This window comes from Massilia sp. CF038, from assembly GCF_900129765.1.
GTDB lineage: Bacteria > Pseudomonadota > Gammaproteobacteria > Burkholderiales > Burkholderiaceae_D > Telluria_A.
This window is the reverse complement of the sequence record NZ_FQWU01000001.1, coordinates 183,586-198,686: the sequence shown is the minus strand read 5'-3', so window position 1 is coordinate 198,686 and position 15,101 is coordinate 183,586. Positions and strand designations below refer to the sequence as shown.

The 15,101-nt window shown below is 61.7% G+C and carries 16 protein-coding genes; 7 read left to right on the top strand and 9 right to left on the bottom strand.

From position 1 onward, the window contains the following. Positions 1 to 121 precede the first annotated feature (121 nt). From BUC24_RS26825 to BUC24_RS00905, 6 genes are all read right to left on the bottom strand, one after another. Positions 122 to 289, bottom strand: coding sequence for a hypothetical protein (locus BUC24_RS26825; protein WP_178372458.1), 168 nt, complete (start codon positions 287 to 289; stop codon positions 122 to 124). 77 nt (positions 290 to 366) lie between these two features. Beyond that, positions 367 to 1,272, bottom strand: a complete 906-nt coding sequence (xerD, locus tag BUC24_RS00925) for a site-specific tyrosine recombinase XerD (protein WP_073212217.1) — start codon at positions 1,270 to 1,272, stop codon at positions 367 to 369. Then, entirely contained in the window at positions 1,245 to 1,769 is a 525-nt protein-coding gene (locus tag BUC24_RS00920) for a methylated-DNA--[protein]-cysteine S-methyltransferase (protein WP_073212216.1), read from the bottom strand. Before BUC24_RS00920 ends, xerD begins: the two co-directional genes overlap by 28 nt. Positions 1,770 to 2,080: 311 nt before the next feature. Then, a complete protein-coding gene (locus BUC24_RS00915; RefSeq protein WP_073212215.1) occupies positions 2,081 to 3,361 on the bottom strand; it encodes a TRAP transporter large permease in 1,281 nt (426 codons plus the stop codon). Next, on the bottom strand, positions 3,358 to 3,927 hold the full coding sequence (locus tag BUC24_RS00910; protein WP_073212214.1) for a TRAP transporter small permease: 570 nt from the start codon (positions 3,925 to 3,927) through the stop codon (positions 3,358 to 3,360). Before BUC24_RS00910 ends, BUC24_RS00915 begins: the two co-directional genes overlap by 4 nt. Before the next feature lie 84 nt (positions 3,928 to 4,011). Next, a complete protein-coding gene (locus BUC24_RS00905) occupies positions 4,012 to 5,001 on the bottom strand; it encodes a TRAP transporter substrate-binding protein (protein ID WP_073212213.1) in 990 nt (329 codons plus the stop codon). Positions 5,002 to 5,156: 155 nt separating this feature from the next. Here BUC24_RS00905 and BUC24_RS00900 point away from each other — a divergent pair, with 155 nt between their 5' ends. From BUC24_RS00900 to BUC24_RS00890, 3 genes are all read left to right on the top strand, one after another. Beyond that, the gene (locus BUC24_RS00900) at positions 5,157 to 7,139 is read left to right on the top strand and encodes a sensor histidine kinase (protein ID WP_229447935.1); all 1,983 of its coding nucleotides are present in this window, start codon (positions 5,157 to 5,159) and stop codon (positions 7,137 to 7,139) included. Next, positions 7,102 to 7,686, top strand: coding sequence for a response regulator transcription factor (locus BUC24_RS00895; protein ID WP_073212211.1), 585 nt, complete (start codon positions 7,102 to 7,104; stop codon positions 7,684 to 7,686). The genes BUC24_RS00900 and BUC24_RS00895 overlap by 38 nt, the downstream gene beginning before the upstream one ends. Positions 7,687 to 7,794: 108 nt before the next feature. Continuing rightward, entirely contained in the window at positions 7,795 to 8,184 is a 390-nt protein-coding gene (locus tag BUC24_RS00890; RefSeq protein ID WP_073212210.1) for a DUF3052 family protein, read from the top strand. On the opposite strand, the gene queG is transcribed toward BUC24_RS00890, so the two are convergent. Further along, complete coding sequence (queG, locus tag BUC24_RS00885; RefSeq protein ID WP_073212209.1) at positions 8,171 to 9,292, bottom strand: tRNA epoxyqueuosine(34) reductase QueG; 1,122 nt, start codon at positions 9,290 to 9,292, stop codon at positions 8,171 to 8,173. The genes BUC24_RS00890 and queG overlap by 14 nt on opposite strands. Positions 9,293 to 9,357: 65 nt before the next feature. On the opposite strand from queG, the gene tsaE reads away from it, so the two are divergent. Genes tsaE through BUC24_RS00870 form a run of 3 tightly spaced genes read left to right on the top strand, consistent with a single transcriptional unit; the run spans position 9,358 to position 12,037 of the window. Next, positions 9,358 to 9,843 carry a tRNA (adenosine(37)-N6)-threonylcarbamoyltransferase complex ATPase subunit type 1 TsaE gene (tsaE, locus tag BUC24_RS00880; RefSeq protein ID WP_073212208.1) on the top strand — a complete coding sequence of 162 codons (486 nt, stop codon included), beginning with the start codon at positions 9,358 to 9,360 and terminating at the stop codon, positions 9,841 to 9,843. Beyond that, positions 9,807 to 11,222, top strand: a complete 1,416-nt coding sequence (locus BUC24_RS00875) for an N-acetylmuramoyl-L-alanine amidase (protein ID WP_073212207.1) — start codon at positions 9,807 to 9,809, stop codon at positions 11,220 to 11,222. Before tsaE ends, BUC24_RS00875 begins: the two co-directional genes overlap by 37 nt. Before the next feature lie 11 nt (positions 11,223 to 11,233). After that, a complete protein-coding gene (locus BUC24_RS00870) occupies positions 11,234 to 12,037 on the top strand; it encodes a D-hexose-6-phosphate mutarotase (RefSeq protein WP_073212206.1) in 804 nt (267 codons plus the stop codon). Here BUC24_RS00870 and BUC24_RS00865 read toward each other — a convergent pair. Continuing rightward, positions 12,034 to 13,125 carry a carbonic anhydrase gene (locus BUC24_RS00865; RefSeq protein WP_073212205.1) on the bottom strand — a complete coding sequence of 364 codons (1,092 nt, stop codon included), beginning with the start codon at positions 13,123 to 13,125 and terminating at the stop codon, positions 12,034 to 12,036. The two genes, BUC24_RS00870 and BUC24_RS00865, sit on opposite strands and share 4 nt — an antisense overlap. A 111-nt stretch (positions 13,126 to 13,236) precedes the next feature. Continuing rightward, positions 13,237 to 13,881 (bottom strand): VTT domain-containing protein, encoded by a 645-nt coding sequence (locus tag BUC24_RS00860; protein WP_073214586.1) that lies wholly within the window; start codon positions 13,879 to 13,881, stop codon positions 13,237 to 13,239. A 120-nt stretch (positions 13,882 to 14,001) separates the two neighbouring features. On the opposite strand from BUC24_RS00860, the gene BUC24_RS00855 reads away from it, so the two are divergent. Then, on the top strand, positions 14,002 to 14,922 hold the full coding sequence (locus BUC24_RS00855) for a peptidylprolyl isomerase (protein ID WP_143167352.1): 921 nt from the start codon (positions 14,002 to 14,004) through the stop codon (positions 14,920 to 14,922). Positions 14,923 to 15,101: the final 179 nt, after the last annotated feature.

Genomic DNA, 15,101 nt, shown 5'->3' with positions numbered 1-15,101 from the left:
GGGCCTATACCACCTCCCCGAATTCGGCACTGTCAATGAAACCGACTCATCCGTAGGGAGTACAAAAAAAACGGTGGAACAGGCGCAAGCCCGTCCCACCGTTTTCTCTTTTATTCGGTCCTTACTCAGGCGCCGCTTCAGCACCTTCATCTTCATCCGGTGTGTCTTCTGCTTCATCTCCGCCGGGCGCATTTTTGGCCTCGGCTTTCTTACGGGCTTTTTCTTCCGCCTTCTTCTTTTTTTCTAATTCCCGCTGCCGCTTTTCGTACTGGAAATTAGTTTTAGCCATGAATCACCTCTGGGTTGTCGGGAAAGAAAGGAGCGCTACAGCACCATTATGACGCAGTTACGCATTCCGCATTTGAATTAACCACGTGGATGGTGTTCTGCGTGCAGCTGTTTCATGCGCTCGCGCGCAACGTGGGTGTAGATCTGCGTGGTGGAAATATCCGAATGGCCCAGCAATAGTTGCACAACCCGCAAGTCGGCGCCGTGGTTCAGGAGGTGCGTCGCAAAGGCATGGCGCAGCGTATGCGGCGACAGCGCAGCCTTGATCTCGGCCCGTGCAGCATGTTTTTTGATCAAGACCCAGAACATCTGGCGCGTCATGGGGCCGCCCCGTCCGGTGACAAACAGCGCATCGTCCACCTGGCCGTTGAGAATCACGCCACGCGCGTCGCGCAGGTAGCGTTCGATCCACTGGCGTGCCTCTTGCCCGAAGGGCACCAGGCGCGTTTTGCTGCCCTTGCCGGTGATGCGCAAGACGCCATCATTCAAGCTTAGTTCGACCAGCTTGAGCGTGACCAGTTCCGACACCCGCAAGCCACTCGCATACATCAGTTCCAGCATGGTGCGTTCACGCAAACCCAGTGGGGTGGTGACATCCGGTGCGGCCAGCAAGGCTTCGACCTGGGCTTCGGACAGCGTGTGCACGAAACGCTGCGGCTGGCGCGCCGACGCCAGCTTCAGGCAAGGGTCCACGCTGACCTGGCGGTTGCGCAGCGCCAGCTGATAAAAGCGCTTGAGCACCGATAGCCTGCGATTGGCCGAACTCGGTTTTGATTCAGCATGGCGATCGGCAAAGTAGGCGTCCAGATCATGCGGCTCGACCGCATGCAGCGACGCACGCTCGGGCCGCTTGAGCTCGAGCCAGCGCGCAAACAGGCGCAGGTCACGCCGGTAAGCGTCGAGCGAATTCTTGGCCAACCCTTGTTCAAGCCAAAGGTTGTCGCAGAAGTCGTCGATCAGCCGAAGATTGACTGCTGCTGCCATGGGGAAGTATTGACGCCTTCATGCGCCAGCAGCCAGCGCTTGACGCTCAGGTGAAAGCCGTTTTCATCATCGTGATTGGAAAAGCCGCCCAGGCCGCCGGTGGCAGTGACGCGGTGGCAAGGAATCACCAGCGGAAACCAGTTGGCGCCGCACGCCTGGCCGACCGCGCGCGGCGCCGAACCGATGTGCTTGGCCACCTGGCCGTACGTACGTACCGTGCCGCGCGGGATGGCGGCAATCGCATCCCACACGCGGCGCTGGAAGTCGCTGCCCGCCGGCGCCAGCGGCAGCTCGAAGACAAAATCGGCATCGCGCAGATAGCGCGCCACTTGCTCGGCTGCTGCGTTTGCAACAGGGTCTGCTGCATCCTGCTCACTAAAATGGGGCGGCAAATAAACCAGTTCGCGCACAAGCCCTGCTTCGGTGCGAATACCAATAGCGCCAAACGGGGCCGGCACGATGGCCGAAAAAATACTGTTCGCTTGCGGTGTCTTCATGCGCGACAGTGTACCGCAGGCCGCGCCAAACCGAACCGCTCCCCTTTTCGACGGACGAAAAAAAACGCGCCTTGCGGCGCGTTCCAAATTTTATTCACGTTCCCGGCTGTTTGGTCTTGCCAACAGCATTCTGTAAAACGCGTGTCTCCTCGATATTTCTCCGGTATGAACTACCGTTCTTTTATCCTACCACTCCCCAAATCTTCAAATTGTCTAGACTGCTTGCACCAAGTTGGTGCTGGATCGGTGCCCATCATAACTGATTTGAAAATGGAAATTGTGGCGTTTTGAACACGCGGTTTGAATTTATTTCACTTGTAAATCAAATTTGGCAACCACAGCGAAATCTGTGGTACGTAGGTCACCAGCACCAGGAATCCGAGCATGGTCAGCAGCCAAGGCAGCACCGCCACCGTCAGTTCCGAGATGCCCATCTTGGTAATGCCGGACGCCACATACAAGTTCAGACCCACTGGCGGATGGCACATGCCCACTTCCATATTGACCACAATCAGAATGCCGAAGTGCACAGGATCGATGCCCAGCTTCATCGCCACCGGGAACAGAATCGGCGCCATGATCAGCACGATCGAGGACGGTTCCATGAAATTGCCCGCTGCCAGCAGCAGCAGATTGACCACCAGCAGGAAGGTCACCACACCCATGCCTTGCGCCGTGATCCATTCCGCCATCGCTTGCGGAATATTTTCACTGGTCATCAGGAACGAGAACAACATGGCATTCGTGATGATGTACAGCAGCATGGCCGACAAGGAAGCGGAGTCCAGCAGGACCTTGCCGATTTGCTTGATCTTCAAATCCTTGTAAACAAACACGGCAATGATGAAGGCATACACGGCGGCCATGGCGGCCGCTTCGGTCGGCGTGAATTTGCCGCTATAAATACCGCCCATCACCACCACGATCAGCATCAAGCCCCAGGCGCTTTTACGGAACGCCGTCCAGCGCTCGCCCCAGCTTGCCTTCGGCATGCGCGGGTAGTTGTGCTTGCGCGCCAGGAACCAGGTCGTCAAGCCCAGCAGGAACGCCAGGATCACGCCCGGCACCACGCCTGCCATGAACAGCTGGCCGACCGAGGTGTTGGTGGTGACCGAGTACATCACCATCACGATCGATGGCGGAATCAGAATCCCGAGCGCACCCGAGGTGGTGATCACGCCGGCGCCGAATTTCTTCGGATAACCCTGGCGCACCATGGCTGGCAGAATGATCGAGCCGATCGCCACCACCGTGGCCGGGCTCGAGCCCGATACTGCAGCAAACAGCGCGCAAGCGAGCACGCCGGCCAGCGCCAGGCCGCCGTGCCAATGGCCCACCATCGAGGTGGCGAAATTGATCATCCGTCTGGCGACCCCGCCATGCGTGAGGAAATTGCCCGCCAAAATAAAGAACGGGATCGCCATGATCTCGAACTTTTCAATGCCGGAAAACAGTTTCAGTGCCACCGCTTCGGGTGCCACATTGGTCATGGTGGCAAAGAACACCAGCACGGTCAGACCCAGCGAGATGGAGATCGGCATGCCGGTCAGCATCAGCGCCAGCAGCAAAATAAAGATGATGGCGGCGTTCATTGTGCAAGTCCCTTCTTGGCGTCTTCGATTTCTTCATCCAGACCTTCGACGTAAGCGTGGTCGTGGTGCGGCAGTTCACCGTGACGAATGAATTGCACCATCACTTGCAGGAAACGGAAACACATCAGCCAGGAACCCAGCGGCACGCACAGGTAGACCCAGCGCATCTGTACTTCCAGCACTTCCGAGGTCTGGTCCGGCGACAGGTGGCCGATCATGTAGGCGCCCAGAGTGCCGATCAGGCCGGTGAATACGGCGCCGGCGAGCAAGCCAAAGATCACGAAGCGGCCGCGCCACTTCGGGTCCATGCGGTTGATCACCACGTCCACACCCACGTGGATGCCGGTGCGCACGCCATACGCGGCGCCAAACTTGGCCATCCAGATGAACATGAAGATGCACAGTTCCTGGGCCCAGCTGGTATTCAAGCTGATCAGGTAATCCTGCACGACGGGAATGTCCAGGCCGGACAGATAGCGATGCAAGACGGCCACAAATACCACCAGTGTGGCCGCCCCCATCAAGGTGGCAATAAGCCACTCTTCCAGGTGGTCGAGATATTTCATGTTGTTCTTTCAGTGACGGTTTGGGTCGCTCAGACGCAAACATGCCGCGGCGCTGTATTGACGCCGCGGCATGCTGGTCCGGTCTTATTTACCCGAAGACGCTTTGATGAAGGCGCTCAGCAAGTCCTTGCCGATGCGCCCTTCCATGTCGCGATAGACCGGCATCAGGGCTTTGCGCCACTCCGCCTGTTCTTGCGGCGTTTGCATGTGCACGGCGGTCTTGCCGGTTTTGCGAATCGCTTCCAGCGCCAGGTCGTTGTCGCGCTGGGCAATGGCTTTTTCGTAGGTGGTGGCTTCTTCCATCGCCTTGGCCAGGCTGGTGCGGATGTCAGCCGGCAAACCATCCCAGAATTTCTTGTTGACGATGACGGCGTAACCCAGGTAGCCGTGATTCGATACGGTCACGAACTTCTGCACTTCGTGCATTTTTTGGGTGTACATATTCGATGGCGGATTTTCGGTCCCGTCCACCACGCCGGTCTGCAGCGCCTGGTACACCTCGGAGAAAGCCAGCACTTGCGGGTTGGCACCCAGAGCCCGCATCTGCGCGTCCAGCACCTTCGATGCCTGGATGCGCATCTTTTGGCCGCGGAAGTCCGCTGGCTTGATCAGTGCTTTATTACCGGACATGACCTTGAAGCCATTGTCCCAGTAAGCCAGACCCGTGATGCCCTTGGCATCGAGCTTTTGCAGCAAGCCTTTGCCGACCGGACCTTCGGTCACGTGGTACAGGGCCTGCTTGTTGGCGAACAGATAGGGCAAGTCGAAGACTTCGAATTCCTTCACGCCCAGCGGACCAAACTTGGCCAGCGACGGTGCCAGCATCTGTACCGCGCCGAGCTGCAATGCTTCCAGCTCTTCCTTGTCCTTGTACAGCTGGCTGTTTGGATACACTTCCACCTTGACGCGGCCATTGGTGGCCTTTTCCGCTAACATCTTGAAGCGTTCTGCTGCCTGCCCTTTCGGCGTATCAAGCGCAACGACGTGGCTGAACTTGATGACGATCGGTGCCTGTGCCCAGGCATTCACACACAATACCGCGCTCAATGCGACGGCCAGTAACTTGATCTTCACAATGTCTCCTGACGTAAGGAAAGTACCGTTATTATAAAAACTACGAGAGAGTCTGCCCGGAACCATTTTGCACTCCTATTGTGGAAATCCACAATAGCAACTTTCGCAAATGTAAAAGAATCTCTGGCATGAACATAACATTACTTCAAGCGCGCATGCGTCGGGGCATCGGTTTCTGGCGCTGGCTGATGCCGGTGATGCTGATCGCATTGTTTCTGGCGGTGCTGTTCTGGCTGCCCTGGCAGGCGCGCCAGATGGAAGCCAACGAGCGACAAGAGCAATTGATTGCCGACACCTTGTGGGTGGAACAAGCGGTGCGCTTCCAGTTGGGCCGCAACGAAGAAGCCCTGACCTTGCTGGGTGCCGACTTGGTGGCAGCCGGCCCGGCACTGGACCGGCGCGCCATTGCTGCCCGGCTCGATCAGTTGCAAAAGAATAGCCACGAATTGCTGGGCATCACCTGGCTTGACGCCAGCAACCATCCTCTGATGCGTGCCGGCATGGCGCTGGGCGCGCTAGCGCCGGCCTCGCAAACCGCGGCCGAGCACGCGCGCAAGACCGGGCGCGGGCGCTACAGCGAACCCTACCGCGCCAGCCAGACCCAGATGGATTACCACCTGCCGCTGGCCGACGGCACCAGCCTGGTCGCCACGTACAAGCTCAGCCTGATTCTCGACGAAACCGTGCCCTGGTGGTTCGCGCAGGACAATGCGATTTCCCTGCTGGGCGCCGATGACAGCGTGGTCGCCCTGCGCGCTGCCGCCGGACCGGGGCGTGGGGTATACACCCACAAGCGCGAGCTCGACCTGCCAGGCGCCAATTTGCGCCTGGCCACCGACAGCATCAAAAGCGCGCCGCGGCTGCTGCCTAATCTGCTGGTGGGCTCGGTGGTGCTGCTGGCGCTGGGTTTGCTGATCAGCCTGCTCGCCCTGTGGCGCCATATTGCACGGCGCCTGGCAGCCGAAGGCGCGCTGCGCCAGCAAATGGCGTTTCGCACCGCGATGGAAAATTCCCTGGTCACGGGCTTGCGTGCACGCGACCTGGAAGGACGGGTTACCTACGTCAACCCCGCGTTCTGCCAGCTGGTGGGCTTGCCGCCGGAAGAACTGGTGGGCAAGGCCCCGCCGATGCCGTACTGGGCGCCCGAAGCCATGGCCGAATACCAGCAGCGCTTTGCCGCCGTGCTGGCCGGCCACATTACGCCCCAGTTCGAAACAATTTTTCAGCGTGCCGATGGCGAGCGCGTGCCGGTCCTGATTTTCGAAGCGCCCCTGGTTGACAGCAATGGCCGCCAGACTGGCTGGATGGGCTCCATTCTCGATATCTCCGACCGCAAGAAGGCCGAAGAACTGAACCGGCAACAACAGGAAAAACTGGAAGCGAGCGCGCGCCTGGCCACCATGGGCGAAATTTCGTCCATGCTGGCGCACGAACTGAACCAGCCACTGGCCGCCATTTCCAGCTACACCACGGGCGCTCTCAATCTGCTGGGCAATGCACGCCAGAGCGGGCAGCCGGTCGACGCCGCGCAACTCCTGCCTGCACTGGAAAAGGCCAGTGCCCAGGCCCAGCGCGCAGGCCAGATCATTCGCAGCGTGCACCAGTTCGTCAAACAGCGGGAACCGGAACGGCAGGCCGTCGACCTGGCCCAGCTGGTCGACGGCATCGGGGCCTTGATCGAACTGCAGGCGCGCAAAGTGTTTGTTGCCATCCAGGTCGACATCGCCCCTGGCCTGCCTTGCGTCAGCGCCGATCGCATCATGCTCGAGCAAGTGCTGTTGAACCTGACGCGCAATGCCATTGAATCGATGCAGCAAAGCCCACCCGAGCGGCGCGTGCTGCGCATCAGTGCCGCCTTGCAGAGCGGGCAAGTGTGCGTCTCGGTAAGCGATCAGGGCCACGGCATTGCAGACGAGGTGGGCGAACGCTTGTTCTCTCCCTTCTTTTCCACCAAGGCCGAAGGGATGGGCATGGGTTTGTCCATCTGCCGCACCGCCATTGAGTTCCACGGCGGCACCCTCAGCTACCGGGCCAACCCGGAAGGCGGTACCATCTTCAGCTTTACCTTGCCAGACCATTCCAACCACACAGGAGACCAGCATGCTGCATATCGTCGACGACGAGGAGGTGATTCGTGACGCCCTGGCCTGGCTGGCGCAGACCCGGGGCATCGCCGCGCGCACCCACGCCAGCGCAACGAGTTTCCTGACCGAAGCCGGTGCCCAGTTCGATGCTGCCGGCGACTGCGTGCTGCTGGACGTGCGCATGCCCGACATGAATGGCGTGGCCGTGTTCGACCAGCTGGCCGCGCGCGGATTGACGGCGCGCATGCCGGTCATTTTTTTGACCGGCCATGGCGACGTGCCGATGGCGGTCGATACGCTCAAGCGCGGCGCCTTCGATTTCTTTGAAAAACCGTTCAACGACAACCAGTTGATGGACCGGGTGCAGCAAGCCATGGCCAGCTCGTGCACGGCAGGTGAAGCGGCCCAGGTGCAAGTGCGCCTGGCTTCGCTGTCGGCGCGCGAACGCGAAGTACTGGACCTGATTCTGGCCGGCTTGATGAACAAGGTCGTGGCCGACAAGCTGGGCATCAGCATGCGGACGGTGGAAGTGCATCGCGCCCACATCTTCGACAAAATGCAGGTCAAGACGGCAGTCGAACTGGCCGGCCTGCTGAAATAGCGCTGGCGGGCAGCGCCAGCGGCGAACCTTCACGCCCGCTGACGATCCCACAGACAGTGGTGGTCCAGCGCGCGGCCGCCGATGCCGCAACTGCCTGAAGGACATGCCATGAACGACAAAACGCTGGCTGACAAGATGTACCTCAAAACCGCCCGGTCGCTGGCGGTCATCAATGGCGCGGTTCATCCCGCCATCGTGGCGCAACTGCCGCAGGAATTGCTGATCGACGAAAATAACGATGGTGCGGCTGGCGATGCGGATTCCGTGCTGCTGTTTGCCCTCACTCACAAGCAGCTGGAACAATTTTTCCCGGAAGCGATGCGGCGCCTGGCCGACAAGGGCACGCTCTGGATTGCCTTCATGAAGGCGACTGCGCCCAAGGCAACCGACCTCACGCGCGACAGCATCAATGCCTGGACCAAGGAGCGGGGCGCCACCGGCGTGGCCCTGATCTCGCTCGACGCCGACTGGTCGGCCCTGCGCCTCAGGCAGATGTAGCGGGGGAAGGGGTAACGCCGTGGCAAGCCAGGGCCCAGCGCACATGCTCCTGCACCATGGCCGACGGATGGTGTACGCGTGCCTGCAAGGCGGCCACAATGTCCGGCTGTGCACCTGCCCCCGCCGCCGCGTTACCCAGTCCCACCGCCAGATTGCGCAGCCAGCGCTCATGGCCAATGCGCCGGATCGGGCTGCCTTCGAGGCGGCGGTTGAATTCCTCCTCGCTCCAGCCGAACAGGCTGACCATCTGCGCGCTGCCCAGCGCATTGCGCTCGTCAAAATCGGGCACCAGCGCGCGCTGGGCGAACTTGTTCCAGGGGCAGGCGGTCTGACAGTCATCGCAGCCATACACGCGGTTGCCAATCAGCGGCCGCAGTTCCGGCGGTATGCTGCTTTTCAGTTCAATGGTCAGGTAGGAAATGCAGCGCCGGGCGTCCAGCCGGCCCGGCCCCACAATCGCCTGCGTGGGGCAAATGTCGATGCAGGCATGGCACTGGCCGCAGTGCGCGCTGGCGGGCGCATCCACGGGCAGGGGCAAATCGACCAGAATTTCGCCCAGAAAAAACATCGAACCAGCTTCGCGGTTGAGCATCAGCGTGTGCTTGCCGCGCCAGCCCAGGCCCGCCTTTTCTGCCAGCGGCAATTCCATCACCGGCGCCGAATCGGTAAACACGCGAAAGCCAAACTCGCCTGTGACGCTTTCAATCCGTTCGGCCAGCTGCTGCAGGCGGCTGCGCAACACCTTGTGATAGTCGCGTCCGCGCGCGTAGATCGAGACCACGGCTGCGCCGGGCTCGGACAGGCGCGCCTGTTCGCGCTCGCGCCAGTCGGTGGGGGTGTCGATGGGTAAATAATCCATGCGCGCGCTGATCACCCGCACCGTGCCGGGCACCAGCTCGGCCGGGCGGGCCCGCTTCATGCCGTGGCTGGCCATGTAATCCATCTCGCCATGGCGCCCTGCATCGAGCCAGGCTTGCAAGCCTGCCTCGGCATGGCTGAGGTCGACGTCGGCAATGCCCACGTCGGCAAAGCCCAGCTCGCGCCCCCATTGCTTGATGGTGCGTGCCAATTCGGCCAGAGCGGACGGGTCGCGGGAAGAAGGCTGCATGCTGAGGCCGGTGTAGACGGTTTACAATAGGCGCTGGCGCCCGATTTCACACGGTATTCTATTCGATGCAGCATTTCAAAGCCCACCTTCACGACGAATCCGGCACCGCCGCCCTGGGCGCGGCCCTGGCGCGCGCCCTGCTGCCCGGCCTGGCCATTCACCTGCATGGCGACCTGGGCGCTGGCAAGACTGCGCTCACGCGCGCCCTGCTGCACGCAGCCGGGCACGTGGGCAATGTGAAAAGTCCCACCTACACCTTGTCGGAACCGTATCAGATTGCGCTCGATGGCCAGAGCGTCAACGTGATCCATTTCGATCTGTACCGCATGTCCAGCGCGGAAGAGTTTCTTGACGCCGGATTCAGGGAAGATTTCAACGCAAACAACATCTGCATCGTCGAATGGCCCGAAAAAGCCGCGCCGGTGTTGCCGCCGCCTGATCTGAATGTCTGGCTGCACGTCGCCGGCGACGGTCGTGATGTAGAATTGCAAGCGTTGTCTGACCTGGGTTTGCTATGCCTCAACCGCCTCAAATTCGCACCGAACCTCTGATCTCCGGCCCGATCACGCGTCGTACCGTACTCAAAGCGGGCGGCACCCTGTTGCTGTCGGTATTGCCGGCCCTGCCCGCGCAGGCCGCGCAAATTCTCGCCGTGCGTGTGTGGCCGGCCGACGACTACACCCGCGTCACGCTGGAAAACGACACCGATCTGAAGGCCACGCACTTCACCGTGCCCGATCCGCAGCGCCTGGTGGTCGACATCGAAGGGCTGGAACTGAACCCGACCCTGAAGGGTCTGGTGGCCAAGATCCAGTCAAACGACCCGTACATCAAGCAAGTGCGCGTGGGCCAGAACCGCCCTGGCGTGGTGCGCCTGGTGTTCGACCTGAAAGAGGAAATCAAGCCCCAGGTATTTACCCTGGCGCCGGTGGGCACGTATAACCATCGCCTGATTTTCGACCTGTACCCGATTCGCCCGGCCGATCCGATTGCAGCCATGATTGAAAAAGGCGAATGGTCGCGCCAGGATGCGCCGGTCAGTCCCGAACTGCCGCCGCACGCGCCGCCCGCCACGCCGGTGGCGCCGCCGGTCGCAGCGACCACACCCGCGCCAACGCCGGCACCAACGCCTGCGCCACAGCCACCGGCCGTGGTACCCGAGCCGCCCGCCGTGGCTGCCCGTCCCGAACCGGCGCCCGCACCCGCACCTGGCAAGGTTGTGCGCATGATCACCATCGCGCTCGACCCCGGCCATGGCGGCGAAGACCCGGGCGCCATTGGCGCATCCGGCGCACGCGAAAAAGACCTGGTGCTGTCGATCGCCAAGCGCCTCAAATTCAAGCTGGAACAGCTGCCTAACGTGCGCGTGATGCTCACCCGCGATGGCGACTATTTCGTCCCACTGGGCACGCGCGTGGAAAAAGCGCGCAAGGTACAGGCCGACCTGTTCATCTCGATCCACGCTGACGCTTTTTTGCGCCCGAGCGCGCGCGGTTCATCCGTGTTCGTACTGTCCGAAAAAGGCGCCACCTCCACCGCCGCGCGCTGGCTGGCCAACAAGGAAAACCTGGCCGACTCGATTGGCGGCATCAACATGAAGGGCCACGACAAGCAGCTTGCCAGTGTGCTGCTGGACCTGTCGACCACCGCCCAGATCAACGACAGCTTGAAAGTGGGCAGCGCGGTGCTGGGCGAAATTGGCGGCATCGCCCGCCTGCACAAGGGCTCGGTCGAACAGGCCGGCTTTGCCGTGCTCAAGGCACCCGACATCCCATCGATCCTGATTGAAACCGCCTTCATCTCCAATCCCGAAGAAGAAGCGCGCCTGAAGGACAATGGCTACCAGGACGAAATCGCCACCGCCATTACCAAGGGCATCCGCCGCTACTTCTCCAAAAACCCGCCGCTTGCCAAAAGCCGCATGACCTGAAAGACAGCCGCATGACCGACATCGCCCTGATCACCCACGGCGCGCTGCCGGCCGTGCGCATTTGCGCTGCCGATGGCGCGCAAGCGATCGTGACCTTGTATGGCGCCCATCTGGTGTCATGGACCAGCGCCGCCGGCAAGGAGCAGCTGTTCCTGAGCGAGCGCTCGGCACTGGACGGCAGCCGCGCCATTCGCGGCGGCGTGCCCGTCATCTTCCCCCAGTTTGCCGAACGCGGCACCGGCATGCGCCACGGCTTTGCGCGCGTATCGACCTGGCGCCAGGGCGAAAGCGGCAGCGGCGACGACGGCGCCTTTGCCGTCTTCATGCTCACCCACGCCGACCTGGCCGCATCGCATGGGGCAGCCTGGCCCCACGGATTTGAACTGCGTTTGAAGATATCGGTGCGCGCTGCGCAGCTGGTGCTGTCGCTCGATGTACGCAACGCCGGCGACGACGCCTTTGCGTTTTCCAGCGCGCTGCACACCTACTTCGCCGTCGATACGGTCGATGCGGTGCGGGTGCGCGGTGTGCAGGCGGGGGAATTGGCCATCGGCGACAAGCACGATCAGATCTACCGCGACATCGCCGGCACGATCGAACTGCAGGACGGCGCCGGAACACGCCGTCTGACCCAGACTGGCTTCAGGGATGCGGTGGTATGGAACCCGGGCGCTGCCGATACGGCAGCCCTGGCCGACATGGACGACAGCGACTACCTGCACTTTACCTGCGTCGAAGCGGCCCTGATTGAACCACTGACGCTGCAGCCCGGTGGCGCCTGGCGCGGCGAACACCGGATCGTGGCAAGCGCTTAGAACGATTCCTTGACCACGCGGCCCGAGTTAGCCTGAATCGGCCGCGCGTTGAGCGGATACAGACGGCTGAAGATCGCCATTTGCGCAGGCGAGGCTTCCACCGGCTGCTTCATCACCATCCACAGCACGCCTTCGCTGCAAGGCGGCGTGGTGAGCGAGCCCATATACGTGAAATAGTCGCGCCGTGCCGGCAGCAGCTCGTTCACGTCCAGCACCACCGACGGGGTGACCACTTCGTTCTTTTCCAGCGGCAGATTGTTCCACACGGTCTGGATCATGCTTTGCGCCTTGCCGCGTTCCAGCAGCACCGCCACCACCGCCAGCTTGCCGTCGGCATCCTTGTGCACCAGGTGCACCACCATCTCGAAGCCCTTGCCGTTGATGCGCTCTTCGGATGGACGATGGAAGTGGAACTGCTGCAGTTCAAAGGTGCGGTTCTGCAGCGAGATGTAGTTGCCCGGGCCGACCGTGACCTGCACCGTGTGGCCATTGTCCACCACCGTGAACGCCGATGGCTTGTAGTCAAACACGATCTGCTCGAGATCGACCTTCATCCCGTCGCGCAGGTCGATCGGCGATTGACGGTTACCGGTGCCACAGGCTGCCCATTCCGGTTTGCGGCCCCAGTTGGCAGGACCAGTCTCGCCTTCATACGACCAGTGCTCGCCCGGGTACGGTTTGATGACCGGCGCTTCATTGACGACCACCGCTTCCTTCTTGCGCGCCTCGGCCACTTTGCGTGCCTTGGCGGCAGCGGCGGCGCGCGCTTGCTGGTTGGCGCGCATGGCGGCCAGACGGGCGGCGATCTTGGCGGACAACTCGGCTTCGGCTTCTGCCTCGGCCTGCGCTTCGCGCGCGGCAGCGGCGGCACTGGCGGCACGGCTGGCGGGCGTCGCACCAGGCACCACGGCGGGCTTGATCGATGGCAGGGATGGCTTGATGGACGGCGCGCTGGCGACATTGGCGGCGCTGGCGGCGCTGGCCGCGCTGGCACCGTGAGCCGCGGCGGAGGGGGCCGGGACGGGATCGTTCGCGCTGGCCACCGACGTGGCAAAGCTGCAAACTAACAAGAGCATCAGATGTCGCATGGGGCTTCCAGAGAGTAGCGTTACAGTCTGGGTAACGGCGGCGAATGTCAAAAACTTGAATCTACAAAGAAACTTTCCGCGCGCCAGTGTGGCGCGCGGCAACCTTGTTGTCTATCGATTCAGCATTTTTCGAGCAAATTTATACAAGCCGCCCAGCGCCATGGGGACCACGGCGGCGCCCACGCCGACCAGCACAATGGCGGTCAGATGTTCGCGCACAACCGGGATGTTGCCAAAGAAATAGCCCGCAGTAACCAGGCTGATCACCCACAGGACTGCGCCCGTGATGTTGAAAAACTGGAAGCGGGTGTGCGTCATGTCGGACACGCCGGCCACGAACGGCGCGAAGGTGCGCACCACCGGCACAAAGCGCGCCAGGATGATGGTCTTGCCGCCATGACGCTCGAAAAACTCGTGGGTGCGCTTGAGGGCATCCTTGTTGATCCAGCGATAATCGTGGGTGAACACCCGATGCCCCACGCGCGAGCCAATCCAGTAATTGAGCGTATTGCCCGTGACGGCGGCGGTGATCAGCAGCGCTGACAGGATTGCATAATTCATTTCACCGGTGGCGCAGAAGGCGCCGGCAATGAACAGCAGCGTGTCCCCAGGGAAGAAGAACAGCACAACCAGCCCGGTCTCGCAGAACACGATCGCAAACAGCACGGCATAGATATACACGCCGTATTTGGCCAGCAATACGCCCAGGGTTTTATCGACATGCAGAATCATGTCGAAAAATTGCATCAGATCCATAATCATCCCAAAAAGGTAGCCGCGCATCATACCATCTTCGGGACTGGAAACGCCCCGGCGCCCCGTGATCCGGATTACAATTCCCCGGCGCCAAGCCAGGCGTGCCACGGAGACAAGACGATGCAAAATGCGATGTGCATGACCATGACGCTGACGCTGCTGGCGGCCGGCAGCCTGACGCCGGCGCAGGCGCGCGAAGACAAACCACTGCCGCCGCGCCCGACCGTGGCCGACGTCGTCAAGGGCGCGCCCGCCAGCGACTGGCGCGCGCTGGACCCGGACAACACCCTGTACCTGCAGACAGCGGCTGGACGGGTGGTCATCGAACTGGCGCCGGGCTTTGCGCCCATGCACGTGGCCAACATCAAGGCCCTGGCACGCGAACACTATTTCGACGGCCTGGCCGTGATCCGTTCACAAGACAACTACGTCGTGCAATGGGGCGACGCGGACGAAAAGAACCCGAAACCGGTGAAGACCGCCAAATCGGCGCTGGCGGCAGAATTTACCATCCCCGTTAAAAACGACAAAGGCTTCACGCGCCTGGCCGAGCGCGACGTGTACGCGGCCCAGGTCGGCCACTCGAACGGCTTTCCCGTCGCGCGCGACCCCAAAGCCGGCGTGGCCTGGATGGCGCATTGCTACGGCGTGGTGGGGGTGGGGCGCGACAGTGACGCCGGCAGCGGTAGCGGCACCTCGCTGTACGCGGTGAACGGCCACGCCCCGCGTCACCTGGATCGCAACATCACCATGGTCGGCCGGGTCGTAAGCGGCATGCCGTTGCTGAGCACCCTTCCCCGCGGCACCGGCCCCCTTGGATTCTACGAAAAGCCGGAGCAAGCCACGCCCATTCTGGCAGTGAGCATCGCCGCCGACGTGCCCGAGGCCGAGCGCAGCAAGCTCGAAGTGATGCGTACCGACAGCGCCAGCTTCCAGGCCGTGATCAACGCCCAGCGCAACCGCGGCGGCCCATGGACCAAATACGCGCCCGGCCACGTCGAACTATGCAACGTCACCATTCCTGTCCGCGAGCAAAAATAACGGGGGTCAGACCTCAATTCTGCAACACCGCGGGGCCGGGGTCAGACCTCTTTTTTGCAACTTTCAACCTTCGCCCTCTGACACCGGGGCCAGATAGTGCTTTTTGCAACTTCGGGGTCAGACCCCAGCCCCGGGGGCTTTGCAAATATGAGGTCTGACCCCGGGGGTGCAGGCGATAT